Source organism: Dankookia rubra (genome assembly GCF_004355005.1).
Taxonomy (GTDB): domain Bacteria; phylum Pseudomonadota; class Alphaproteobacteria; order Acetobacterales; family Acetobacteraceae; genus Paracraurococcus; species Paracraurococcus ruber_A.
In genome coordinates this window covers 1-23,655 of the sequence record NZ_SMSJ01000046.1, presented here as the reverse complement: position 1 = coordinate 23,655, position 23,655 = coordinate 1, and the positions used below count along the sequence as shown (strand labels likewise).

24 protein-coding genes are annotated in these 23,655 nt (G+C 71.9%); 4 read left to right on the top strand and 20 right to left on the bottom strand.

What is annotated here, in order from left to right; translation table 11 throughout:
* Positions 1–29 precede the first annotated feature (29 nt).
* The 4 genes from E2C06_RS24155 to E2C06_RS24140 all read right to left on the bottom strand — a co-directional run bounded on the left by E2C06_RS24155 (position 30) and on the right by E2C06_RS24140 (position 3,590).
* The gene (locus tag E2C06_RS24155) at positions 30–1,013 is read right to left on the bottom strand and encodes a Bug family tripartite tricarboxylate transporter substrate binding protein (protein ID WP_133291154.1); all 984 of its coding nucleotides are present in this window, start codon (positions 1,011–1,013) and stop codon (positions 30–32) included.
* Positions 1,013–1,993, bottom strand: coding sequence for a Bug family tripartite tricarboxylate transporter substrate binding protein (locus E2C06_RS24150; protein WP_133291153.1), 981 nt, complete (start codon positions 1,991–1,993; stop codon positions 1,013–1,015). Before E2C06_RS24150 ends, E2C06_RS24155 begins: the two co-directional genes overlap by 1 nt.
* A 63-nt stretch (positions 1,994–2,056) precedes the next feature.
* Positions 2,057–3,124 carry a DUF6817 domain-containing protein gene (locus E2C06_RS39700; RefSeq protein WP_133291152.1) on the bottom strand — a complete coding sequence of 356 codons (1,068 nt, stop codon included), beginning with the start codon at positions 3,122–3,124 and terminating at the stop codon, positions 2,057–2,059.
* The gene (locus tag E2C06_RS24140) at positions 3,117–3,590 is read right to left on the bottom strand and encodes an L-2-amino-thiazoline-4-carboxylic acid hydrolase (RefSeq protein WP_133291151.1); all 474 of its coding nucleotides are present in this window, start codon (positions 3,588–3,590) and stop codon (positions 3,117–3,119) included. The genes E2C06_RS39700 and E2C06_RS24140 overlap by 8 nt, the downstream gene beginning before the upstream one ends.
* 218 nt (positions 3,591–3,808) lie before the next feature.
* Here E2C06_RS24140 and hemA point away from each other — a divergent pair, with 218 nt between their 5' ends.
* Positions 3,809–5,038, top strand: coding sequence for a 5-aminolevulinate synthase (hemA, locus tag E2C06_RS24135; RefSeq protein ID WP_133291150.1), 1,230 nt, complete (start codon positions 3,809–3,811; stop codon positions 5,036–5,038).
* Positions 5,039–5,328: 290 nt separating this feature from the next.
* Here hemA and E2C06_RS24130 read toward each other — a convergent pair whose 3' ends face one another.
* From E2C06_RS24130 to E2C06_RS24105, 6 genes are all read right to left on the bottom strand, one after another.
* Complete coding sequence (locus tag E2C06_RS24130; protein ID WP_133291149.1) at positions 5,329–5,640, bottom strand: hypothetical protein; 312 nt, start codon at positions 5,638–5,640, stop codon at positions 5,329–5,331.
* Positions 5,641–5,654: 14 nt separating this feature from the next.
* Complete coding sequence (locus tag E2C06_RS24125) at positions 5,655–7,052, bottom strand: amidase family protein (RefSeq protein ID WP_133291148.1); 1,398 nt, start codon at positions 7,050–7,052, stop codon at positions 5,655–5,657.
* A 285-nt stretch (positions 7,053–7,337) separates the two neighbouring features.
* The gene (locus E2C06_RS24120) at positions 7,338–7,619 is read right to left on the bottom strand and encodes a hypothetical protein (protein ID WP_133291147.1); all 282 of its coding nucleotides are present in this window, start codon (positions 7,617–7,619) and stop codon (positions 7,338–7,340) included.
* A 58-nt stretch (positions 7,620–7,677) separates the two neighbouring features.
* Positions 7,678–8,484 (bottom strand): SDR family NAD(P)-dependent oxidoreductase, encoded by an 807-nt coding sequence (locus E2C06_RS24115; protein WP_193560498.1) that lies wholly within the window; start codon positions 8,482–8,484, stop codon positions 7,678–7,680.
* A gap of 13 nt (positions 8,485–8,497) precedes the next feature.
* Complete coding sequence (locus E2C06_RS24110; protein ID WP_206664673.1) at positions 8,498–9,529, bottom strand: phosphotransferase family protein; 1,032 nt, start codon at positions 9,527–9,529, stop codon at positions 8,498–8,500.
* Between the two features lie 109 nt (positions 9,530–9,638).
* On the bottom strand, positions 9,639–10,601 hold the full coding sequence (locus tag E2C06_RS24105; protein WP_133291145.1) for a Bug family tripartite tricarboxylate transporter substrate binding protein: 963 nt from the start codon (positions 10,599–10,601) through the stop codon (positions 9,639–9,641).
* Between the two features lie 138 nt (positions 10,602–10,739).
* Between E2C06_RS24105 and modB the strand changes: the two genes are divergently transcribed.
* The 3 genes from modB to E2C06_RS24090 are packed head-to-tail and all read left to right on the top strand — an operon-like array spanning position 10,740 to position 12,873.
* Positions 10,740–11,438 carry a molybdate ABC transporter permease subunit gene (gene modB / locus E2C06_RS24100; RefSeq protein WP_193560497.1) on the top strand — a complete coding sequence of 233 codons (699 nt, stop codon included), beginning with the start codon at positions 10,740–10,742 and terminating at the stop codon, positions 11,436–11,438.
* On the top strand, positions 11,438–12,535 hold the full coding sequence (modC, locus tag E2C06_RS24095) for a molybdenum ABC transporter ATP-binding protein (RefSeq protein ID WP_133291144.1): 1,098 nt from the start codon (positions 11,438–11,440) through the stop codon (positions 12,533–12,535). The genes modB and modC overlap by 1 nt, the downstream gene beginning before the upstream one ends.
* Positions 12,532–12,873, top strand: a complete 342-nt coding sequence (locus E2C06_RS24090; RefSeq protein ID WP_133291143.1) for a winged helix-turn-helix domain-containing protein — start codon at positions 12,532–12,534, stop codon at positions 12,871–12,873. The genes modC and E2C06_RS24090 overlap by 4 nt, the downstream gene beginning before the upstream one ends.
* 16 nt (positions 12,874–12,889) lie before the next feature.
* Here E2C06_RS24090 and E2C06_RS24085 read toward each other — a convergent pair whose 3' ends face one another.
* The 10 genes from E2C06_RS24085 to E2C06_RS24040 all read right to left on the bottom strand — a co-directional run bounded on the left by E2C06_RS24085 (position 12,890) and on the right by E2C06_RS24040 (position 23,157).
* The gene (locus E2C06_RS24085; protein WP_133291142.1) at positions 12,890–14,059 is read right to left on the bottom strand and encodes an acyl-CoA dehydrogenase family protein; all 1,170 of its coding nucleotides are present in this window, start codon (positions 14,057–14,059) and stop codon (positions 12,890–12,892) included.
* Position 14,060: 1 nt separating this feature from the next.
* Complete coding sequence (locus E2C06_RS24080) at positions 14,061–14,954, bottom strand: enoyl-CoA hydratase/isomerase family protein (protein WP_133291141.1); 894 nt, start codon at positions 14,952–14,954, stop codon at positions 14,061–14,063.
* Positions 14,951–16,024, bottom strand: a complete 1,074-nt coding sequence (locus tag E2C06_RS24075; protein ID WP_133291140.1) for an acyl-CoA dehydrogenase family protein — start codon at positions 16,022–16,024, stop codon at positions 14,951–14,953. Before E2C06_RS24075 ends, E2C06_RS24080 begins: the two co-directional genes overlap by 4 nt.
* 74 nt (positions 16,025–16,098) lie before the next feature.
* Entirely contained in the window at positions 16,099–16,737 is a 639-nt protein-coding gene (locus E2C06_RS24070) for a 3-oxoacid CoA-transferase subunit B (RefSeq protein ID WP_133291139.1), read from the bottom strand.
* Between the two features lie 17 nt (positions 16,738–16,754).
* Positions 16,755–17,450: a 3-oxoacid CoA-transferase subunit A gene (locus E2C06_RS24065; RefSeq protein ID WP_133291138.1), complete on the bottom strand. Its 696-nt coding sequence runs from the start codon at positions 17,448–17,450 to the stop codon at positions 16,755–16,757.
* 67 nt (positions 17,451–17,517) lie between these two features.
* Positions 17,518–18,090, bottom strand: coding sequence for a 3'-5' exonuclease (locus E2C06_RS24060; RefSeq protein WP_133291137.1), 573 nt, complete (start codon positions 18,088–18,090; stop codon positions 17,518–17,520).
* 4 nt (positions 18,091–18,094) lie between these two features.
* Entirely contained in the window at positions 18,095–18,952 is an 858-nt protein-coding gene (locus E2C06_RS24055; protein ID WP_133291136.1) for a MaoC family dehydratase, read from the bottom strand.
* Positions 18,953–19,015: 63 nt separating this feature from the next.
* Positions 19,016–21,157 (bottom strand): acetate--CoA ligase family protein, encoded by a 2,142-nt coding sequence (locus E2C06_RS24050; RefSeq protein ID WP_133291135.1) that lies wholly within the window; start codon positions 21,155–21,157, stop codon positions 19,016–19,018.
* Between the two features lie 112 nt (positions 21,158–21,269).
* Entirely contained in the window at positions 21,270–21,515 is a 246-nt protein-coding gene (locus E2C06_RS38530; RefSeq protein ID WP_193560496.1) for a hypothetical protein, read from the bottom strand.
* A 196-nt stretch (positions 21,516–21,711) separates the two neighbouring features.
* The gene (locus E2C06_RS24040) at positions 21,712–23,157 is read right to left on the bottom strand and encodes a lytic transglycosylase domain-containing protein (protein ID WP_133291134.1); all 1,446 of its coding nucleotides are present in this window, start codon (positions 23,155–23,157) and stop codon (positions 21,712–21,714) included.
* Between the last annotated feature and the right edge of the window lie 498 nt (positions 23,158–23,655).

The window sequence follows — 23,655 nt, the reverse complement described above, 5'->3', positions numbered from 1 at the left end:
CGGCACCGCGTCAACCGCGCCCGCGGCTCTCAGCTGGCGTCGAGCTGCAATCCCTCCTTCCTGATCACCACGCCCCATTTCTGCGTCTCCGCCCGGACCCAGGCGGCGAATTCCTCCGGGCTGAGGCGCAGCGGCACGCCGCCGAGCTGGGCGAAGCGCTGCTTGGTCTCCGGCAGGTCGAGCAGCGCGTTGATCTCGGCATTGATCGAGCGGGTGATTTCCGGCGGCAGGCCGGCCGGGCCGAACAGGCCGAACCAGGTGTTCACCTCGAACCGCGCCAGCTCGGGCAGCGTCTCGCGCGCCGCCGGCACGTCCGGCAGTTCGGCGTTGCGCTCGTCGCCGGTGACCGCCAGGGCGCGCAGCTTGCCGCTGCGGATATGCTCGATGACCCCGGTCAGGTTGTCGATCATGAAGCCGACATTGCCGGCCAGCAGCTCGACCTGCGCCGGGGCGGAGCCGCGGAAGGGCACGTGGATCGCCTCCACCTGCAGCAGCTGCAGCAGCCAGACCGGCGTCAGGTGCGTCGACTGCCCGACGCCGGTGGAGGCGTAGCTGATCCGCCCCGGGCTGCCGCGCAGCCAGGCGGCGAATTCCGCCATCGTGCGGACCGGCGTATTGGTGTTCACCACCAGCACGTTGGGGCCGCGGATCTGCCCGGCGATCGGGGTGAGCTGCCCGGCATGGTAGGGCAGGTTGCGGAACAGCGAATAGGCGATGGCCTGCGGCCCGATATTGCCGGAGAGCAGCGTCAGCCCGTCCGCCTTCGCCCGGACCGCTTCCAGCGTGCCGATGGTGCCGCCGGCGCCGGTGCGGTTGTCCGCCACCACCGGCGTGCCCCAGCGCGCTTGCAGGTACTGGGCGCAGATCCGGCCCATGATGTCCGTCGTGCCGCCGGCTGCGGCGGGCACGATGATGCGGACCTGCTGGCCGGGCCGCCAGGACTGCGCGCGGGCCGTGCCAGCCAGCAGCAAGGCGGGCGCGGCGAGGGCGGCACGGCGCGGCAACCCGACCATCAGCCGAGGTCCATCTGCAGGCCTTCCTTGCGGATCACCTCGCCCCACTTCTCCACCTCGTTGGCGACGAAGGCGGCGTATTGCTCCGGCGTGCCGTAGAGCGAGACGCCGCCCATCTCGCGCCAGCGCGCCTGCACCGCCTCGGTGCCGTGCCAGGCCTTCATGGCGGCGTTGATGCTGTCGACGACCGGGCGCGGCGTCCCGGCCGGGGCGAAGATGCCGAACCAGGTATTGACGTCGAATTTCGCCAGTTCCGGCATCGTCTCCCGCGCCGCGGGCACGTCGGGCAGCTGCGGGTTGCGGTCGGCGCTGCTGACCGCCAGCGCCCGCACCCGGCCGCCCTGGATCTGGCTGATGCCGCTGGTCAGGTTGTCCCACATGTACTGGATATTGCCGGCGACGAGTTCCATCGCCGCCGGGCCGGCGCCGCGGAAGGGCACGTGGATCGCCTCGGTCCCCGTGGCCTGGTTGAACCAGACGCCGGTGAGATGCGGGCTCTGGCCGACGCCGGGGGAGCCGAAGCTCAGCTTGCCCGGGTTCTTCTTCAGGTGGGCGACCAGTTCCGGCAGGGTATTCGCCGGGACGGAGGGGTGCACCACCAGCACGTTCGGCCCCCGCACAGTGCCGCAGACCGGCACCAGGCTGTCCCGGCCATAAGGCAGGCTGCGGTAGAGCGAAAGGCCGATCGCCTGCGGCCCGATATTGCCGAGCAGCAGGGTCAGCCCATCCGGGGCGGCCCGCACCACCTCGGTCGTGCCGATCACGCCACCGGCCCCGGAGCGGTTCTCCACCACGCAGTTCTGGCCGTAGTGCTGCTGCAGGAAAGGGGCGAGCAGGCGGGCGCTGGCATCGGCGGTGCCGCCCGGCGCGGCCGGGACGACGATGCGGATGGGCTGGCCGGGCTTCCAGTCCTGCGCCCGTGCCACGGCAGGCAGGGCAAGCGGCAGGGCGAGCGCGGCACGGCGCGTCAGGCGGTTCATTGGCATTTCCCCGAAGTCAGGTCGTTCCGCACAAGATGGCGCCGCAGGCCGCCCGGGAAAAGGTCATTCCACCAAGCCGAGCCCGTTCAGCCCGGCGAGGCTCTCCGGCCAGCGCCTCGCCTCGGCCGATTGCAGCAGGATCCGCGCCCAGGCGACCCAGCCCGACCAGGCGATCCGCTTGTCCCAGGCGATGCCCCAGTCCTGCAGCAGATCGAGCCCCGCCCGGGCGTGGTCCTCGGCCATCGCCCAGTCACCGGCGGTCAGCGCAAGCTGCGCCAGCATGAGCCGCGGCTCGGCGACATAGGGGTTGTGGCGGATGCAGGCGGAGAGCGCCCGGTGGGTCGCGCCGAGGCCGGCCATCGGCAGGCCGCGCGTCACCGCCTGCCAGTACAGCGTGGCGGCGGCCATCTCGTCCTCGGGCTCCAGCACAGCGGTGCAGCGGGTGAAGACCGGGGGCGTCGGCAGGCCCCATTCCTCCGGCAGGTCGGAGAGCACGCGGCCGAGGCGGGACAGCATCGACAGCGCCGAGGTGGTCGGCTTCAGCGGGCCGGGCCAGAGGGAGGCGGCCCAGTTCTCCCGCAGTGGCCGCTGCTTCTGGAAGGGAAAGCCGGAGAAGACCTCGTCCTGCCAGGAATGCCATTGCTCCGCGATGTCGGCGATGGTGGCGATGGCGAAGACCGCGACGTCGCGGGAGGACAGGATGACGTCGGGCGCGCCCGGGCGCTCCAGCACCATGCCCTCCTCCGGCAGGTCGTCCTCGGCCAGCAGGCGCTGGGTGAACAGGGTGCGGGGCATGACGCAGAAGGTGTGGATCAGACGCTCGGCCTCCGCGCCCAGCGCCGCGGTCAGCTCCGCCCGGTTGCCGCCGCCGTCGAACAGCTTCAGGTCGACGTATTCGTTGGAATAGACGCTGTGGAACAGGCCGAGCAGCCGCACCTCGCGCGGCTGGTCCCAGAGGGTGAGGGTGCGGCAGACGCCGAGCAGGTGGTCCTTGAAGGTGCCGGCCTTGTGCCAGTCCTCCCCGGCGCTGCGGGCGAAGAGCATCTCCAGCAGGGCGGGGAGCTCGGGGTCCACCCGGGCCCAGTCGTCGGCCAGCAGCGGGCGCAGCTTCGGGTGCAGGCGCTCAGGCATCGGGGGCCTCCTCCATCCGGTAGCGGAAGTCGCAATGGGTGGCGCCGCCCATCAGGGTCTGGGTCCGGGTGAGCTTGAGGCGCGGGTCGTAGCCCTCGCAGAAGGCGCCGTCGCGGCTGCAGGAGAGCACGGCGCCGAGTTCGGCGAGTCCCATCTCCCGGTACATCTCGGCATAGCGGCAGCGGGTGACGTTGAACTCGAAGCGGGTCGCGTCGCGCGCCACCGGCTGGATCGCCAGGGCATCGCCGCGGGTCCAGCGCTCCTGGATGGCGGCGAAATGGTCGAGCCCCGGGCCATCCGGCGCCTCGGCCGCCATGGCCCCGGCCGCCTGCTTCGCCAGCTTGACCACGGCGCGGGCCAGGATCGCCCGGGCCCGGTCCTCGCCCAGTTCGGCGGCCATCTCCTCGAAGACGCCCTTGGCGAAGGCCGCCTCGATCCGCCGCTGCTGCAGGATGCCGATATCCATGGAAGCCCCCTTGCCCCGTCGGTCGCAGGCTATCCCCGGCGCGGCCGCGGGGGAACGCGGGCCGGCCGGTTTGACCTGAATCATGGCGCACAGCCCGCCCCTGGCCTTTCGCTAGGCTGACGACATCCATCGCCGCGGCACTGGGTTGCGGCTGGTTCATTGGGTTTTTGCGGAACATGCCGACACATGCCGCCCGGACGGTGCTAAACGGCCCCGCCATGCAAACCCGTGCGACCCTGCTAGCCCATTGCCGCGACACGCTCGGCGCCATGCGCCGGGAGGGCCGCTACCGCGAATTCGCCCATCTGGAGAAACTCGCGGGCCGCTTCCCCACCTATCGCTGGCACGCGCCGCAGGGGGTGCGGGAGGTCACGGTCTGGTCCTCCAACGACTACCTCGGCATGGGCAACCACCCCGCCGTGCTGGAGGCGGCGACCGCGGCGATCGGGACGCATGGCGCCGGCGCCGGCGGCACCCGCAACATCTCCGGCACCTCGCCGCTGCATGCGGCGCTTGAAGCCGAGCTGGCCGCGCTGCACGGCAAGTCGGGCGCGCTGCTCTTCGGGTCCGGCTACATCGCCAACCAGGCGGCAATCTCGGCGGTGCTGGAAGCCCTGCCCGGCTTCATCGTCTTCTCCGACGCCAAGAACCACGCCTCGATGATCGCCGGCATGCGCGGGGCGAAAGACGCAAAGCGGGTCATCTGGGCGCACAACGACCTGGGCGACCTGGAAGCCAAGCTGGCCGCCGCCCCGGCCGGGGCGCCGAAGCTGATCGCCTTCGAGAGCGTCTATTCGATGGATGGCGACATCGCCCCGATCGGCGCGATCTGCGACCTGGCGGACAGATACGGCGCCATGACCTACCTGGACGAGGTCCATGCGGTCGGCCTCTACGGCGCCACCGGCGGCGGGATCTCGGAACGCGACGGCGTCGCCGAGCGGGTCGACCTGATCGAGGGGACCCTCGCCAAGGGCTTCGGCGTGCTGGGCGGCTATGTCGCCGGCGATGGCGAACTGGTCGACTTCATCCGCAGCGTCGCCGGCGGGCTGATCTTCACCACCGCCCTGCCCCCTGCGGTGGCCGGCGCGGCGCTGGCCAGCGTCCGCACCCTGAAGCAGGACCCGGCGCGGCGCGAGAAGCTGGCCGAGCGCGCCGCGGCGCTGAAATCGGCGCTGGATGCCGCCGGCCTGCCGCGCATCGCCGGTCCCAGCCACATCGTCCCGGTTTTCGTCGGCGAGGCCGAGTTGTGCCGCCAGGTGGCTCGGCGGCTGCTGGAGGAGCACGGCCTCTATGCCACGCCGATCAACTACCCGACCGTGCCGCGCGGCACGGAGCGGCTGCGGCTGTGTGCCACGCCTTTCCACACCGATGCGATGATCGCCGAGCTGATCGGGGCGCTGCGGGCGGTGCTGCCACGGGGGGCGATGCAACAGGCGGCGGAGTAGGCAGGCAAAACCGGGCGGGAAGACGCATTTCCTCCCCAGACCGGTCCGTTATCCTTGGTGAGTTTCGCAGCCGCCGCGCGGCGAGTGCCTGTTCGTACCGAGCGTACGAAGGTCATACCTTCGTGCCCCTCAGACGCCGGGCGCCGTGCCTTCGCACGGCTCGGCTTCGCCGCACCAGCGGCGGGCGCCGTTCGGCGCCTCGACCCTGCGGGCCGCAGGTCGGAACTTCGTGCGTTTGATATCAGAACAACAGGGCGGGGCGAGGGAGGATACTTTCTTCCCGGCCTTCCCTACTCCGCCTGCATGCTGCCGTCCCGCAGGGTGACGCGTGTCGTGCGGCACGCCTCGACGCCCTGCATCTCCGCCGCCCGGCCATTGGTCCAGACCGCGCGCAGACCGTAGTGCCCCTCCGCCGGGAAGCGGAAGGGCAGGCTGGCGCCGGGCGGCAGGTCGCGGTCCGGCAGCAGGTCCTCGCCCCAGCCTCCAGCGCCCTCGTGCGCCAGGTAGAACTGCTCGAGCGGCTGGCCGGAGGCATTGGCCAGAACCCCTGGGCAACCGCGGTCGCTGCCACCACAGGCGCCGAGCAGCGCCAGCATACCCAAGGCAAGCCGTATCCTCATGCCGGGTCGATCGGCGCCGCGGGCACGCCGCGCGCCTCGATCGCCGCGCCGGCGGCCAGCAGCACGTCCTCCCGGTAGCGGCCGCCGACCAGTTGCACCCCGACCGGCACGCGGCCGACCAGGCCGGTGCTGACCGTCATTCCGGGCAGGCCCAGCACCGGCAGGCCGAGCTGCGGCAGCTGCTCTGCCATCATCCGCCGGAAGCCCTCGAAGCTCTCGACATCCGGGTGGTTGGGATAGGGCAGCGCGCCGGAAACCGGCATGATCACGACCGGGTAGCGCTCGAGGAACAGCAGCCATTGCCGCAGCAGGCCGACCCGCTTCTGCAGCGCATCCTGGAAGTCGAAGAGCGAAGGCTCGGCGCAGAGCCGTTCCATGTAGCCGAAGATCGCCAGCGCATCCGGGTCGCCCTCGCGCTCGTACACGCCGGTGCCGGCGCGTCGGCTCTCCGCCAGCCAGAGGAGCAGCTGGATGTCGGCGCTTTCCTGCAATGGCGGCAGGTCGGGCACTTCCTCCACCTCCCAGCCGGCGGCCTGCAGGCGCTTGCCCGCATCCCGCAGCGCGGCGGCGACTTCCGGCTGCACCGGCATGCCGTCGGGTGCGATGCAGAGCGCGGCACGTTGCGGCACTGGCGGGCCATCCAGCGGCGCCGGCACCCACCAGGGGTCGCGCGCATCCGGCTGGCTCATCGCGCCGAGCGCCAGGCGCAGGTCGCCGATGGTCCGCGCCAGCGGGCCGGACACGGCCATGAGTTGCGCGCCGATCCCGCGGTCCGGGCCGGTGGCGTTCCAGGCGGGGATGCGCCCGAGGGTCGGGCGGATGCCATGGATGCCGCAGGCATAGGCAGGGTAGCGCACCGACCCGCCGATATCCGTGCCGTGCGCGAGGGCGCCGATGCCGGCGGCGACGCAGGCCGCCGCCCCGCCCGAGGAGCCGCCCGGGGTGATCGACGGGTCGCGCGGATTGGTCGTTGCGCCATGCAGCAGGTTGCGGGTGAACCAGCGCAGCGAGAAGGCCGGGGTATTGGTCCGGCCGAGGATGATGGCCCCCGCCTTCCTCAGGTTGGCCACCACCGGGCTGTCCTGCTGCGCCACCAGGTCCTTCTGCAGGGCCAGGCCATTGGTGGTGGCCCAGCCCTGCTGGTCGACATTGACCTTCACCGTGATCGGCACGCCGGCCAACGGCCCGGGGTCCTCCCCGCGGGCGATCGCCGCATCCACCGCAGCGGCAACGGCCAGCGGCTGGGCCGGGTCGTGCTGGATGACGGCGTTGATCCTGGGGTTCACCGCATCGAGCCGGGCGAGCGCGGATCTGGTCGCTTCGGTGGCGGAGACCTGCCGGTCGCGGACCAGGGCTGCGAGATCCGTGGCCGGAAGGCGCCAGAGATCGGTCATGAGGGGTGTCCTGAGTGCTTGGCCGGCATGGTCGGGCGCGACGGACGCCAATGCAACTGCCGAGGCCAGCGGTCGCGGCGTCACACTATCCCCCTCCCGGGCACGGCCCGCAGCCGGCGGGCAAACCGCCGGTGCTCGCAACAACGAGGAAACCGGCAGGGAACGCTGCCCCTGCCCCCCGCTACCTGCAATGGCGGCCTTCAAAGGTGAACGCCGCCCCGCTCAGCCCGTCGACGTTGGCGCAGCGTCACGCGGCCGGGCATTCATGGCCTGCCGCGATCCGGTCTAGACCCCGTGCGCCTGGCGCAGAGCCTCCTGCGCCTTATCGGCCATCGCATCGTCCACGGTCACCGAGACGCGGATCCGGCCATGCGTCGGGCTCTCCCCGGGTTCCCCCGTCTCCCGGTCGCGGTCGGCGCCGGAAGCAACGGTGCCCGTCGTGTTGTCGTCGCCCGCGGCCGCCACCTGGATGTCGGAGCGGTCGATCTTGTATTCCTGCACGAGCCGCTCAACCGCCAGCTCGGCCTCGCGCCGCACGTCGAACTCGCCGCTGATCTGTTTCGGCATGGCGCCTGTCTCCCTTGGCACAGGGAGACTAGACGCGGCCAGACCCCACTGCGTTCCCTCAGCCCTGCCGGGGCCAGCCCGGCCTGCCGCGGAAAGGACGCATGTCGGGGTAGCCGGTGACTGCCCAGGCGCCATCCACCAGCAGGCTGGCGCCGGAGACGTAGCGCGCCTCCTCGCTGGCCAGGAACAGGGCGGGGCCGGCGATGTCCTCCGGCTGCGCCGCGCGGCCGAGCGGGATGCGCTGGAGGAAGGCGGCATGCGCGGCGGGGTTGTCGAAGTGGCGCTTGGTCAGCGGCGTCTCGACCAGGCCGGGCAGGATGGCGTTCACCCGGACGCCGTCCGGCGTCATCTCCAGCGCGCCATTCCGCGTCAGCATCTCGACCCCCGCCTTGGCCGAGGCATAGGCGGCGCCGCCATGCATCGGCACATGGGCGTTAAGCGAGGCGATGTTCACAATGCACCCGCCGCGTCCCAGCATGTGCCGCGCCGCATGCTTCATCCCGAGGAAGACGCCCTTCAGGCAGAGATCGACGGTGAAGTCCCAATCGCCCTCGGCAAGATCCACGATGTAGCCGGGGCGGGAGGCGCCGGCGACGTTGAAGGCGCAGTCGAGCGCGCCGAACCGCGATGCGGCCAGCGCCATCATCGCCTCGACCTCGGCCTCCCTGGTCACGTCGCAGCGCGTGGTGGCAACGCCCGCGCCGAACTCGGCGGCGACTGTCGCCAGCCGCTCCTCGCTGACATCGCCGCAGACCACCCGCGCGCCCTTGCGGCGCAGGCCGCGCAGGATGGCAAGGCCGATGCCGGAGGCGCCGCCCGCCACCACCGCCACCTTGCCGGCGAAGCGTCCCATGCTCGTGCTCATCGCCTCCCTCCCCTCATGCGAAAGGCCCGCCCTCGATCCAGGCCAGTGCCCGTTCCAGGCATTCGACCGCCGTCCGGTGCAGCGTGTCGCCGATGTCGCGCGGGGCGCGGCCGGCGCAGGCGCGGGCATTGCTGCCCTCGAGCAGGATGCCGAGCTTGTAGCTGGCCAGCACCGCATGCCAGCGCAGCGAGCCCATGTCGCGCCCGGTCCGCGCGGCGTAATGCGCGATGATCTCCGGCATGTCGGGGAAGCCGTCATGCGGCGTGGTGCGGAAGCCGCCGGGCGGCGGCGCACCGCCCTCCGGCCACTGCGCCAGCAGCCGGCCGAGATCGAGCAGCGGGTCGCCGAGTGTCGCCAGCTCCCAGTCGACGATCGCCGCCAGCGCCGGGCCGTCCGGGGCGAACATCACGTTGCCGATGTGATAGTCGCCATGCATCAGCCCAGGCGTGAAGTCGCGCGGCAGGGTCGCATCCAGCCAGCCGGCGACGGCCTCGACGCCCGGCAGCACCTGCGGCCCCGGCCAGCCCGCGTATTGCCCATAGCCTTCGAGCTGCGCGCGCCAGCGCCCGGCCTGGCGGTCGAGAAAACCCTCCGTTCGGCCGAAATCCTCCAGCCCCACCGCGACATGGTCCACCTGCGCCAGCCGGGCGATGCCGTCCACCAGCGCCAGCCCCATGCCGTGGCGGATCGCCGGGTCGCCGGCATGCAGCGGCGGCATCACCGTGATGGCGTTGAAGCCCTCCACCACCTCCATCAGGTAGAACACGCCGCCGAGCAGGCCGGGATCGTCGCAGAGCGCGACCAGCCGCGGATGCGGCACCTCGGTGCCGGCCAGCGCCGCCAGCAGCCGCGCCTCCCGCCGCATGGTCCGGTTGCCGTCCATCACCGGGCTCGGCGGGGCGCGGCGCAGCACGAATTCCCGCGCGCCGCGGCGGAAGCGCAGCATGACGTTCTGCGTCCCGCCCTCGAGCTGGCGCGGCGCCTCGACAGGGCCGCCTTCCAGCCCCAGGCCGTCCATCCAGCGGGCCAGCGCGTCGCGGTCCATCGCGTCAGGGCGCCGGCCCGAAACCGGAGACATCGAAACCCGGGGCCATGCCGGCTGCCTTCCTTCCCGTTCGCCCCAGCCTGCGCCCGGCGCGCCTGCCGTCAAAGCCTCAATCCTGGCGGATGCCAAGCCGCTGGATCACCTCGGTCCAGCGCGCCAGCTCGTCCCGCATCACCGCGGCCAGCCGGTCCGGCCCGAGATCGCGCGGCTCCATCGACTGCGCCGCGAGCCGCTCGCGCACCGCGGGCAGCGCGACGATGCGGCGGAGATCGGCCTCGATCCGCGCCACCACCGGCGCCGGCAGCCCGGCCGGGCCGAGCACCGCATACCAGGTACCGGAATCGAAGCCGGGATAGCCGGACTCCGCCAGGGTCGGCACATCCGGCAGCGCCAGGGCGCGCGCCGCCCCCGTCGTGGCCAGCGCATGCAACCGCCCGGCCTGCACCGCCGGGACCGCCATGACCGGGTTGTGGAACATCGCCTGCACCTGGCCGCCGAGCAGCGCCGCATGCGCCGGCGCGGCGCCGCCGAAGGGCACATGGGTGAACTCCACCCCGGCGCGGCTGCGGAACAGCTCCGCGGTCAGGTGGGTCGGCGTGCCGATGCCGGCCGAGGCGACGGTGACCTGGCCGGGATGGGCGCGCAGCAGCGCCTCGAAGCCCGCCAGGTCCGCGGCCGGCACCGACGGGTGCAGCACCAGCACCAGGCTGTAGTAGGCGAGTTGCGCAACCGGGGTGAAGTCGCGGACCGGGTCGAAGGCCAGCCTGGTATAGAGCGCGGCGCCCTGCACGTGGGAGGAGGCGCAGACCAGCAGCGTGTGGCCGTCCGGCGCCGCGCGCGCCACCGCCTCGGCGCCGATATTGCCGCCGGCGCCGCCGCGGTTCTCGACGACGACCGGCTGGCCCCAGCCCTCCGCCAGCCGCTCCGCCAGCAGCCGTGCCAGCGCGTCGGCCGGCCCGCCGGGCGGGAAGGGCACGACGAGGCGCACCGGGCGCAGCGGCCAAGCCTGGGCGCGGGCCGCGGGTGCCAGGAATGCGGCGCCGAGCGCGACGCGGCGGCCGATGCGGATCATGCAGGGTTCCTCCGCGCGGCCTCTCGCCGGGCCGCTGCGGCGAAGGCTATGGCCAGCGCGCGGGCGCGTCCATCCGATGGACCTGGGGACGGGCCGGCGTTATGTCCGATGGGACACGACGCTGGCCAAGGACACCGCATGGATTTCGGGCTGAGCGCCGAGGAATGGCAGGCCGTGCGGCTCAGCCTCGACGTCGCCTGCCGCTCGGTCCTGGTCTCGCTGCTGCCGGCGATCGGCGTGGCGATGCTGCTGGCGCGCGGCCGCTTCCCCGGCCGGGCGCTGCTGGACGCGCTGGTGCACCTGCCGCTGGTGGTGCCTCCCGTCGTCGTCGGCTGGGGCCTGCTGATGCTGTTCGGCCTGCGCGGGCCGATCGGCGAGCCGCTGCACGCGTGGTTCGGCATCCGCCTGGTCTTCACCACGGATGGCGCGGCGCTGGCGACCGCGGTGATGTCCTTCCCGCTGATCGTCCGCGCGGTGCGGCTCGGTCTGGAAGGCGTCGACCCCGGGCTGGAGGCCGCGGCGCGGACGCTCGGCGCCGGGCGGCTCGACCGCTTCGTCACCGTCACCCTGCCGCTGATGTCGCCCGGCATCCTGGCCGGCGCGGTCACTGCCTTCGCCGCGGGGCTCGGCGAGTTCGGCGCGGTGATCACCTTCGCCTCCAACATCCCGGGCGAGACGCAGACGCTGCCCCTGGCGATCTACAGCGCGACGCAGATGCCGGGCGGGGAGGCGACGGCGGCGCGGCTCGCCGGCATCTCCTTCGCGCTGGCCGTGCTCGGCCTGCTGGCGGCGGAGTTCCTGGCGCGGCGCATGGCGCTGCTGCTGGGGCGCGGCTGATGCTGGACGTCGCGCTGCGCCACCGCTTCGGGCCCGGGGGCTTCGCGCTGGACGTCGCCTTCGCCACGGCGGAGGCGGGCGTGACCGCGTTGTTCGGGACCTCCGGCTGCGGCAAGACCACGGTGCTGGCCGCCGTCGCCGGGCTGCTGCGGCCGCAGGCCGGGCACGTCGCGCTGCACGGCACGGCGCTGCTCGACACCGCGCGCGGACTCTGCGTCCCGCCGGAGCGTCGGCGCTGCGCCATGGTCTTCCAGGATGCGCGGCTGTTCCCGCATCTCAGCGTCGCCACCAACCTGCGCTACGGGCTGCGCCGCGCGCCGCCGGACGCCACCGGCCCGGGGCTCGAGGAGGTGGTGGCGCTGCTCGGCATCGGCCATCTGCTCGGGCGGCGGCCGGGGCGGCTTTCGGGCGGCGAGCGGCAGCGCGTGGCGCTGGGACGCGCGCTGCTGGCGCGGCCGCGGCTGCTGCTGATGGACGAGCCGCTGGCGGCGCTCGATGCCGAGCGGCGGGCCGAGGTGCTGCCCTTCCTGGCCCGGCTGCGCAGCGCCGCGAACCTGCCGATCCTCTACGTCACCCATGCGCTGGACGAGGTGGACGCGCTGGCCGACCGGCTGGTGCTGCTGCAGGCCGGGCGCGTCGTGGCGGAGGGCAGCGTGGAGGCGCTGTCGCTGCGCACCGACCTGCCGCTGGCCGGGCGGCGCGATGCCGGCGCGCTGCTGCCCTGCACGGTGCTGGGGCACGATGCCGCGCGCGGGCTGACGCGCCTCGGCTTCGCCGGCGGCGAGCTGACGGTGCCGATGCGGGAGGAAGCACCGGGCACCCGGGCCCGCGTCCGGCTGCGCGCCCGCGACGTGGCGGTGGCGACCGAGCCGCCGCGCGGCCTCTCCACCCAGAACGTGCTGCCGGCGACCCTCGCCGCGATCGGCGAGGCGCCCTCCCCGCACGAGGTCTTCCTGCGGCTGCGCCTGGGCGGGAGCGAGCTGCTGTCGCGCGTCACGCGCGACAGCGTCGCGCGGCTGGGGCTCGCGCCGGGCCAGGCGGTCTGGGCGGTGGTGAAGGCGGTGACCTTCGATCGCAGCACGGGAGCGACGGGATGAAGGAGGCGGCGCTCAGCCTGCGGATCGACCTGCCGCAGGGGCGGATCGGCCCGGGCAAGGTCCGGCTGCTGGAGGCGATCGACCGGGAGGGCTCGATCTCGGCGGCCGGGCGGGCGCTGGGGATGAGCTACAAGCGCGCCTGGGACCTGGTGGATGCGCTGAACCGGCTGCTCGGCACCCCCGCGGTGCAGGCCAGCCCCGGCGGCCATCGCGGCGGCGGCGCGGTGCTGACCGAGGCGGGGCGCGGGCTGGTGGCCGACTACCGGGCGATCGAGCGCGCCGCGCAGCGTGCCGCCGAGCCGCGGCTGGCCGCGCTGGCGCAGCGGGCGAAGGGCTGACGCGGCCCGCCCAGGATCAGCCGGGAAGCTCGAGCACGTTCTTGCTCAGGATGTTCCGCTGGATCTCGTTGCTGCCGCCATAGATCGTCGCCGGCCGGGCCTGGATGTAGAGGCCGCCGATGTTGAGATCGCGGTTGCCCTCCATCGGCTCCAGCAGCCCGGCATTCTCGCCGGCGATCTCCAGCATGCAGTCGGTGATCTTCTGGAACAGCTCGGTCTGCAGGATCTTCAGCATGGAGACGTCGGGGCCGAGCGACTGGCCGCGCTTCAGCCGCTCGACGAAGGTGCCATACAGCGCCTTCAGGTCCTCGAACTCCAGCCGCAGCCGGGCGTAGCTGTCCTGGAACTGCGCGTCCTCCCAGCACCCCATCCGCTCGGCCAGGATCTTCAGCCGCGACAGCGCGTAGCCCGATTGCCGCGGCGAGCCGAGGAAGATGCGCTCGAAGCCGAGCAGCGCCTTGGCCATGTCCCAGCCCTTGTTGAGCTGGCCGACCAGGTTCTCCTTCGGCACCCGGACATTGTCGAAGAAGGTCTCGCAGAACTCGTCATGCATCTCGAGGTTGATGATGGGACGCACGGTGATGCCGGGCGTCTTCATGTCCACCAGCAGGAAGGAGATCCCCTCCTGCTTCTTCGCATTCTTGTCGGTGCGGACCAGCAGGAAAATCCAGTTGGCGTCCATCGCCAGCGTGGTCCAGATCTTCTGGCCGTTGACGACATAGTGGTCGCCGTCGAGCACGGCTTCCGTCCGCAGCGCGGCGAGGTCGGAGCCGGCATTGGGCTCGGAATAGCCCTGGCACCAGATGTGCTCGCCGGTCAGGATCTTTGGCAGGAAGCGCCGCTTCTGCTCCTCCGTGCCGTACTTGATCACCAGCGGGCCCAGCATGACGATGCCGTGGTCGTTGGTGCGGGCGACGCCGTAGCGCTCGTATTCCTCGGTCAGGATGATCTGCTTGCCCGGCGAGAGGCCGAGCCCGCCATGTTCCTTCGGCCAGCCCGGGCAGAGCCAGCCGCGCTCGGCCAGCGTCATGTACCAGGGCTTGTTCTCGCTCCAGTGCAGGCGCTTCGGCGGGTTGCGCAGTTCCTGCGGGTAGTTTGCGTGCAGGAAGGCGCGGACCACGTGGCGGAACTGCTCGTCGTCGAGGCCGTCGAGCTCGGCCGGCGGCGGAATGCGGATGGCGTCCATCTCAGGTCCCCTTGAATTGCGGCGTGCGCTTGCCGAGGAAGGCAGCGCGGCCTTCCTTGAAATCCTCGGTCAGGAACAGCGTGGACTGGAAATGGCGTTCCTGCTCCAGGGCGCGGTCGAGGCCCTCGCCCAGCATCTGCTTGGTCAGTGCCATCGGCGCCGGCGCCTGGTCCGCAAGGAACTTCGCCTTCTCCAGCGCGGTCCGCAGCGCATGGCCCTTCGGTACGACATGGTCGACGATGCCGATGCGTTCGGCCTCCGGCGCGCTCATCTGCCCGTGGTAGAAGAGGATCTGCCGCGCCCGGCCCTGGCCGACGCGCATCGGCAGGGTATGCGGCAGGCCGAGATCGGCCATCAGCCCGATCTTGCCGAAGCCCGCGGCGAAGCGCGCTTCCTCCGATGCCACCACCGTGTCCGAGGCGCAGGCGAGCGATAGGCCGGCGCCGACGCAGAAGCCCTCGACCGCCGCGACCACCGGCAGGCTGCCCATCACCATCAGGCGGATCAGCTGGTGCGACAGCCGCATGCGCTCCCGCCCCGCCAGCGCGCTGTCCACGTCCATGCCGGAGATGTCGCCGCCCGAGCAGAAATGGCCGCCCGAGCCGGTGATGACCACCGCGCGGACATCGCGGTTCGCCTGCGCCTGCTCCAGCGCCGCGATCATCGCGGAGCGGATCGGCATGGCCAGCGCGTTGCGCCGCGCCGGCTGGTCGATGGTGAGGATGAGGACCGCGCCGTCGCGCTCCTCGATCAGCCGCGTGGCGGAAACCTCGCTGCCGCCTTGCGGCCGATTCAGCTCTCCGCGCCCTTCGGCACTCCGACCATCGGGCGCATGGTCCTGCGGCCGATTCAGCTCTCCGCGCCCTTCGGCGCTCCGACCATCGGGCGCAGTCATTCCTCGACCTCCGGGCTGGTGGCCATGAAGCGGCGGCGGTGCAGCGTGGCGCTGCCATACTGGTTGGCCATTACCATGGCTTTCCGCAGGTACAGGCCCACGTCGTAGTCGTCGGTATAGCCGATGCCGCCATGCAGCTGGATGCATTCGCGCTGCACCAGCAGGCTGGCCTCCGCCGCGCGCGCCTTGGCGCGGGACACGGCGGCGCGGCGCGCATCGCCAATGGCGCCGGCATCGAGCGTCGCCGCCGCGGCCTCGATGCTGGCGCGGGTCAGCGCGAGCTGCATATTCAGGTTTGCCGCACGGTGCTGCAGCGCCTGGAAGGTACCGATGATCCTGCCGAACTGCTGCCGCGTGCGAAGGTAGTCGAGCGTCATGCCGAAGGCGCGCTCCATCCCGCCGAGCAGGTAGGCCGCCGTTACCAGCGCCGCCTCGTCCAGGCCATCGGCCAGCATCGGGCCGATATCGTCGGAGAGCTTCGTGCCTTCCACCAGGTTCGGCACGATGCTGCCGAGATTGCCGCCGTCCTGAGTGCGCTCGACCTTTGGCACGCAGCGCGCCGCCGGCAGCTCGTACAGCGCGAGCCGATCGCCTTCCCGCACCGGGACGAGGAAGAAATCGGCCCCCGAGGCCATGGGCAGGAAACGCCGCGGCGCGTCGGGCGTGCCGGGCGCCTCAAGCGTATCGGGCCGCTCCTGCCACGCCGTCAGCACCAGCACCTCGCCGGCCAGCAGCACCGGCAGCGCACCGTGGCGCCCGGCCGCCGCCAGCAGCTGCGCGGAAAGGGACGCGGCGATCAGCGGCTCCGGCACCAGGGCGCCGCCCAGCTCCTCGGCCAGGGCGCACATTTCGCCGAGGCCAAGCCCGGCGCCGCCCAGCGCCTCCGGCACCCGCAACCCGATCCAGCCCATCTCGCCCATCTGGCGGAACAGCCCGGCATCGAAGCCGGGATCCTGGAAACGCAGGTCGCGGATGCGCTTCAGGTCGCCGCCGGGCGGCGCCAAGGCGGCGGCGCTGTCGCGGATCATGCGGATGGATTCCGCGCGGTCGTCCTGTTCGGCGGCGCTCATGCGACACTACTCCCAATACCCAGGGAAGACGCCGCCCTCCCCGGACGCTCCAAGGGTCCTGGCGACCCCGGGTTTCAATTGGTGTGGAGAGGGGCGGCGGTCTTCGCGCGCAACTCGTCGAGCGTCACGCCCGGTGCCAGGTCCACCACGACGAAGCCCTTCTCCGGCACCACGTCCAGCACCGCCAGGTTGGTATAGACCCGGCGCACGCAGGCGAGGCCGGTCAGCGGATAGCCGCAGCGCTCCACCAGCTTCGACCTTCCGTCCTTGGTCGTGTGCTCCATGATCACCCAGAGCCGCTTGGCCCCGGCTGCCAGGTCCATGGCGCCGCCGACCGCGGGGGCGGTGTCGTTCTCCGAGGTCGCCCAGTTCGCCAGGTCGCCATTCTCCGCGACCTCGAAGGCGCCAAGCACGCAAAGGTCGATATGGCCGCCGCGAATCATTGCGAAGCTGTCGGCATGGCCGACGAAGGAAGCCCCTTTCGCCAGGGTGATCAGCTGCTTGCCGGCGTTGATCAGCCAAGGGTCCTCATGCCCCTTGGCCGGGGCCGGGCCCATGCCGATGACGCCGTTTTCCGACTGGAAGATCACCTCCCGCGTCGGCGGCACATGGTTCGCCACCATGGTGGGGATGCCGATGCCGAGGTTGACGCACCATCCCTCCGGCACGTCGTCGGCGAGGCGGGCGGCCATCTGGTCGCGGGTGAAGGGCATGTTCCGTCCTCCTCTGCTCAACCGGCTTCCGGGGTCAGCCAGTCGCCGCCTCGATCCACCTGGACCACGCGGTTCACGTAGACGCCGGGGGTCATGATCATGTGCGGGTGCAGCTCGCCAAGCTCGCGGATGTGCTGCACCTGGGCGATGGTCAGCTCGGCCGCCATCGCCATCACCGGGTTGAAGTTGGCGCCGGAGCCCCGGTAGACGAGGTTGCCCCAGCGATCCGCCTCCCAGGCCTCGATCAGCGCCACGTCGCCGGGCAGCGCGCGTTCCATGACGTAGCGCTTGCCCTCGAACTCCCGGGCTTCCTTGCCCTGCTCCAGCTTCGTGCCGGCGGCGGTCGCGGTGTAGAAGGCGGGGATGCCGGCACCGGCGGCGCGGATGCGTTCCGCCAAGGTCCCCTGCGGCACGATCTCCAGCTCGATCCGGCCCTCGCGGTACAGCGTCTCGAAGACCACCGGGTCGCTGCTGCGGGGGAAGGAGCAGACGATCTTGCGGACCCGGCCGAGCTCCATCAGCCGCGCCACGCCGATGCGGCCGACCCCGGCATTGTTCAGCACGGCGGTGAGGTTGCTGGCGCCCTGCTCGATCAGCCCCTCGATCAGAACGTCGGGCTGGCCGACCGAGCCGAAGCCGCCGATCAGCACGGTGGAGCCGTCCTTCACCCCAGCCAGCGCATCCGCGACCGACTGCACGATCTTGTTGATCATCCATACCCTCCCGGACCGGCCTTTCAGGTAAACCGCGGGCCGCCGCCGGTCCAGCCCCGCCGGCGGGTCAGGCGAAGACCTCCGCCCCGATCGGGCTGTTGGTGATCCCGTGCAGCCGCATCGGCGCCGGCGGCAGGTCGTGCAGCACCCGCAACAGGTTGGCCGCCAGCCAGGCATCCTCGAGCGCGCCGTGCAGTGCCGTCTCCCGTGCCAGGCCGCAAGCGGCGGCGGCGTGCGCCAGGCCGGCGCGCTGCCCGGGATGCGCCCGGCGCCAGAGCTGCAGCGTGCAATGCGCCGCGCCCCAGGGGGCGGGCAGGCCGAGCCGCTCGAACTCCCCGCCCAGCATGCGGCGGTCGAAAGGCATGTTGTGCGCCGCCGCAGCATGGCCGCCGAAGAAATCGGCGACGTCCGCGACGTGCTCGGCGAAGGGTGGGTGCAGGGCGAGGAAGGCGTCGCTCATGCCATGCACCCTCGTGGCGCCCCAGTGGCAGGGAATGCCGGGGGCGAAGGCCAGGTGCAGCGTCGCCTCCGGCTCCAGCGCCGCGTCCAGCCGCACGGCGCCGAGTGAGACCACGCGGTCGCCGGTCGCCGCGCCGGTGGTCTCGGTATCGAAGACGATGATCGGGCCGGCCAGCAGCATGGGCTCAGGCGTAGCGGAACAGCCCGTTGCTCACCACCACCTTGTCGCGCTCGACCACACGGGCGCGGAAGGCGGCACCGTCGGCTTCCTTCCAGATCTCGGTGCGGATCGTCTCGCCCGGGAAGACGGGGGAGGAGAAGCGCAGGTCCATCCGTCCGAAGCGCGCGGTGTCGTAGCCGCACATCTCCCGCAGCAGGGCGTGGCAGACGGTGCCGAAGGTACAGAGCCCGTGCAGGATCGGGCGCGGGAAGCCGGCCTGCTTCGCCACTGCAGGGTCGATGTGCAGAGGGTTGAGATCGCTGTTGAGCCGATAGACCAGCGCCTGCTCCGGCCGCGTCGCCAGGTCCAGCGTGACGTCCGGGGTGCGGTCTGGCTCCGGGTGCGGCTGCTTCACCGGGCCGCTCGGGCCGCCGAAGCCGCCATTGCCGCGGAGGAAGCTGGTCGAGGTCGCGGTGGCCAGCAGCGCGCCGGTCCTGGCGTCGCGGATCTCGCGCTCCGAGTACATCAAGGCACCCTTGCCCTCGCCGCGATCGACGATGCCGGTGATGCGGGACCGGCCGACCACCTCGCCCTCCGTCGGCAGCGGCGCGTGCAGCACCAGCCCCTGCTCGCCGTGCAGGATCTGCTGCCAGACGATCCCGGTATCGGCGTTGCGCGACCAGAAGCCGGGCGAGGCCAGCACCACCGGCATCGACGGCATCACTTTCAGCCGCGGCTCATAAAGGAAGTCGAGCTGCTGCTCGTCCATCGGGTCCTGACCAAGGCCGACGGAAAAATTGTACAGCGCCACATCCTGCCAGCGCAGCGTCTGCCGCACTTCGGGGATGGGGTAGTTCATCAGGTGGTCGTAGTTCAGCGCCATCTCAGTGGCTCCCCCCTATGTTCAGCGGACCGATTCAGACCTGCGGCGCCTGTGCGCCTTCGTTCACCGGGCCGCCTGGAGTTCGATCACGGCATCGGCGGCAAAGCAGCCCTGCCCATCCGGCAGCACCAGCAGCGGGTTGACGTCGACGCCGGCCAGCCGCGGCCCGGCCGCGGCGGCGAAGGCCGAGAGCGCCGAGAGCGCCTTCGCCAGCGCCGCCACGTCGGCCTTCGGCCGGCCGCGCGCGCCATCCAGCAAGGGGAAGCCGCGCAGGCTGCGGACCATCCGCTCGGCCTCCATGGTGTCGAAGGGGCAGCGGCGAAAGGCGACATCCTTCAGCACCTCGATGAAGATGCCGCCCAACCCGACCATCGCCACCGGCCCGAAGACCGGGTCGCGGAAGACGCCGAGCGCCATCTCGACCGCAGCCCCCTCTCCCTTCGTCGGGATCTGCTTGGCGACCAGAACGCCCTCGATCCGCGCTGCCGGCGCATGGTGCCGGGCGCGGTCGAGGAGCGTGGCGAAGCCCTGCTTCACCTGCTCGGCATTCGCCACGTCCAGCAGCACGCCGCCGATCTCGCTCTTGTGCAGGATGTCGGGCGACAGGATCTTCAGCACCACGGGGTAGCCGATCTGCGCCGCCGCGGCGACCGCCGCCTCGCTGTCGCTGCAGGCATGCTCGGGCACCGCCGGCACGCCGGCCTCGGCCAACAATGCCTTGGCCACCGCCTCGGACGGTGTCGTCTCCGGCAGCACCACCTTCGGCAACGGCACCGCCGCGCGCGGCTGCTCGGCCTTGGCGAAGGACGCACCGTATTGCCCCATGGCGGCGATCGCGGTGACCGCGCGGGACGGGTCCTCGAAGCAGACCCAGCCATCGGCCTCGTAATCCGCGGTCTTGTTCGGCGCCAGCATGGACATGACCCAGAGCCGGTCCGGATGCGCGGCGCGGATCGCCCGCATCTGCTGGTGCAGCGCGGGCCCGACGCTGCGCCCCGCCGCGGTCTGCGACCAGAAGGACAGGATCGAGGTATAGCCGCCATCGGTCGCCACGCTCTCGGCGAATTCGGTGATCAGCGGCAGGTTGTTTGTGACCTGCGCGGTGCAGTCCACGGGGTTGCGCGGGGCACAGAAAGGCACCAATCCACGCAGCTTCTCCTGCGCCGCCTCCGGCATCGGTGGCATGGCGATCCCGGCGGCCTCGGCAGCGTCCGAGATCAGCACGCCGGCGCCGCCCGAGACGGTCAGCACGCCGAGCGTATTGCGCGCGGGGTAGATGCGGCGGGACGCAGCATAGGCGATGTCGAGCATCTCCTCCGTCGTCCGCGCCCGCACCACGCCGAACTCGTCCAGCACCGCCTGGGTCACCGCGTCGTCGCCGGCGATGGAGGCCGTGTGCGACTGCGCCGCGGCGCCGCCAAGCTGGCTGCGGCCGACCTTCATCATGACGATCGGCTTGCGGTTGCGCCGCGCGAGCTCGAGCGCCGCGATGAACTGCGCGCTTTCCCGGATGCCCTCGGCATAGGCGCAGATCACGTCGACCTCGGGCGCCTGCGCCATCCAGCCCAGCACGTCACCGAGCGCGACCTCCGCCTCGTTGCCCGTGGTGATGCAGACCTGCATGCCGAGGCCCCGGTCGAGCGCCGCGGCGAAGACATGCGTGCCGTAGGCGCCGGACTGCGACGCCACGCCGATCCGCCCGGGGACCGGCCAGCCCTTCTCGAAGCTCGCGGTGAAGGTGCCGTAGAAGCGGATGCTGTCGTTGAAGACGCCGAGGCAGTTCGGCCCCAGCAGCCGGATGCCGTGGCGCTTCGCCACCGCGGTCAGCCGGTCCTGCGCCTCGGCGCCGGCGGCGTCCATCTCGGCGAAGCCGGCGGAGAAGACGATGACGGCGCGGCAGCCCTTCTTTCCCAACGAATCGAGCGTCGGGATGGCATGCTCGGCGGGGACGGCGATGATGGCGACGTCAGGTGCGGCCGGCAGCGCCTCGACCGAGGGAAAGGCCGTCAGGCCCTGCACCGTCGCTCGTTTCGGGTTGACCGGCCAAATCTCGCCGTGGAAGCCGCGTTCCTTCATGTAGGCGATCGGCCGGCCGCCGATCCGGGCCGGCTCGTCCGAGGCGCCGATGACGGCCACGGAGCGTGGCCGCACCAGCGCATCCAAGGACGCGAATCCGGCATTCGCCGGCGCGGCATCGGCAGTCATGGACTTCTCCCCGAGGCTTGGTCTTTCCCGCCGCAGCCTGAGGGAGCGCGGGGATGACAGCAAGGGGGGCCGGCGCCTTCAGGCCGCCGGGGGCGGCGGCGCGGCGGGCGCCTCAGTCCTCGGCCTCCTCCTCGTCGAGGTCGTCGAGATCCTCCTCGTCGTCGAGGTCGTCCTCGTCCTCCTCGAATTCCTCGTCCTCCTCAAGGTCGTCCTCGTCCTCGAACTCGTCTTCCTCGTCGAGCGCGTCTTCGTCATCTTCGCCCTCGCCCCCCAGGATGAGACCAGGGGCGGCGGACCAGGCGCATGGGAGCCAGGGAGCGGGACCGGCGAGGCCGGACTTCAGGGCGGCGTCAGACATGCATGCTCCTCCGATCCAGCCAGGGCCTTGGCTGATTCCATCGGGGAGGCGCGCGGTCCAGCCCCGCCGGCCAAGGCCGGCAGCAGAATCGCGTGACCTGGGGTCCGGGTTGCCCGGAGGGGAGGAGGCGACGCCAGGATCCCGCCTGGCGCTCGCTTCCGGTTCTCGACCTGGCCCCGCGGTTTGAGGCCTGGGCTTAGCCCTGCGCGTCGGGCGAAAGGACGATGCAGGCACCCTTGCGCTTCAGCCGGTCGCAGGCGGCCTGGGCAGCCGGCTGGGACAGCCCGGTGACCCGGGCGCGGTACAGGGTAGCCCGGCCGGCGGCCACCGGCTGCACCGCGGTGCGGCCACCGGCGGTATCCTGCGCCGCCTCCGCCGCGCCGCGCGCCTGGGCCTGGTTGGCGAAGGCGCCGACCTGCACCGCCCAGCCACCGGCGGGGGTGGCGGCAGGCGCCGGACCCCGGGCGACGGCCGGGCGGATCGCCGAAGTCGGCAGGGTCGAGGCCTGGGCGGTGCCGAGCAGGGCAAAGCCTCGTGCCGGGCCGGACTGCATCGCCGGGCCCGGCCGCGACGGCGCCACGGGCGGCAGGGCCAGGGCGGCAACCTGGGTCCTGGCAGGTGGCGTCGCGGCGGTCCGCGCCGGCGCGCGCGACGGCGCCATCGGCTCGGGCGCGCGCGGGCTCACCACCGGTTCGGCGATCGGCGGGTTGGGGATCGGCTCCATCCGGACTACCTCACCCCGCGGCATCGACGGGGCCGAGGTGCTGCCATCCGGGATCGGATCCATCCGCACCACCGGGCTGACCATCGGGCTCAGGGAGGCGACCTGAACCGGCGGATCCGACGTGCTGCCGTCCGGAATCGGGTCCATCCGCACCACCGTGCCGGCCAGCACCGTCGGCGTGATGCCCGGCTGCTGTGCGTCACGCTGCTCGCGCAGCGCCAGCATGGTGGCACTGTCCATCCGGCGCGGGCCGGCCGGGATGTTCAGCGGGATCTCGGCGGCGGCATAGATCTCCGGCGCCACTCGCTTCGTCGGGTGGTGGGCGATGATGTTGGGGCCGATGCGGGCGACGTAGTTGCGCGTTTCGTTCGGCAGGCCCCGGCTGTTCCAGAGATAGTCCTCCAGCCGCCGCGGCCCGGCATTGTAGGCCGCCAGGAAGGCGGGCGAGCCGTAGAGGTCGTACATCTCCCGGATGTACGCCGCACCCGCCATGATGCTGTCATAGGGGTGGTAGGGGTCGTCGCCAAAGCCGTAGCGGCCGCGCAGCTCGCGGTAGGTTCCGGGCATGACCTGCATCAGGCCCATGGCGCCGACCGGACTGGTGGCGCCGATTCGGCCGCCGGATTCCTGGCGCATGACCTCGCGGATCCAGCGCTCGGGCACGTCGAAGCGGCGGGAGGCGTCGCGGATATAGGGACCCCATGGATCCCGGGCCGGACCCGGCGGGTCATAGCTGCTCGGCCGGTTGTAGCTGCCATGCACCGCCGCCACATGCTTGGTGGCCGGCGCTTGGCTCGACTGCCCGCAGGCAGCCAGCAAAGCAAGGACCGATAAGGCGACGGCCGGTCGACCGAGGCGAGCAACGAGGCCCCGCGCGGTCCAGCCGGTCTCGCTGATGGTCCGAATCCCCTGGGACATCCCCTTGGCTCCGTCGGGTCTAGGAACACCGGTTCCGAAGCCTGCCCCCCCGAGACCCGCATCGTCCCCACGATGCGTGCCTCCAGGCTGCCCCGAAGACCAGGCGGACGTACTGCGTCCGTGAAGCTCAAGCCCTACACGCTTCCGGGCAGGCTCGGCAAGTCCGAGTCTTCATCGCAATACTTTGCGGCAGCAAACTCTTGCCTGTGTCCGAAAGTCCTGGCGGGTGCTGTACCCCTCACGGCCTTGCAACCAATTGGTAACTAACGGCCCGCTGTCCACTATTTGTTTTCGGCAGTCCGGCGCCGGCCTCTATAGCCCCGGCCATGCTGGATGCGACCCTGCCCCGCCCCGACGCGGCCCGCCCCGCAGCGGCTGGTCCCCGGACCCGCCCCGGCGCGACGCCGCTTTACGTCAGCGATGCGGCGCAGCCGCGCCGCCGCGCCGCGGCGCTGGAGGACCTGGCGACCGGGCTCAGGCGCTGGCGGCTGCCCGCCG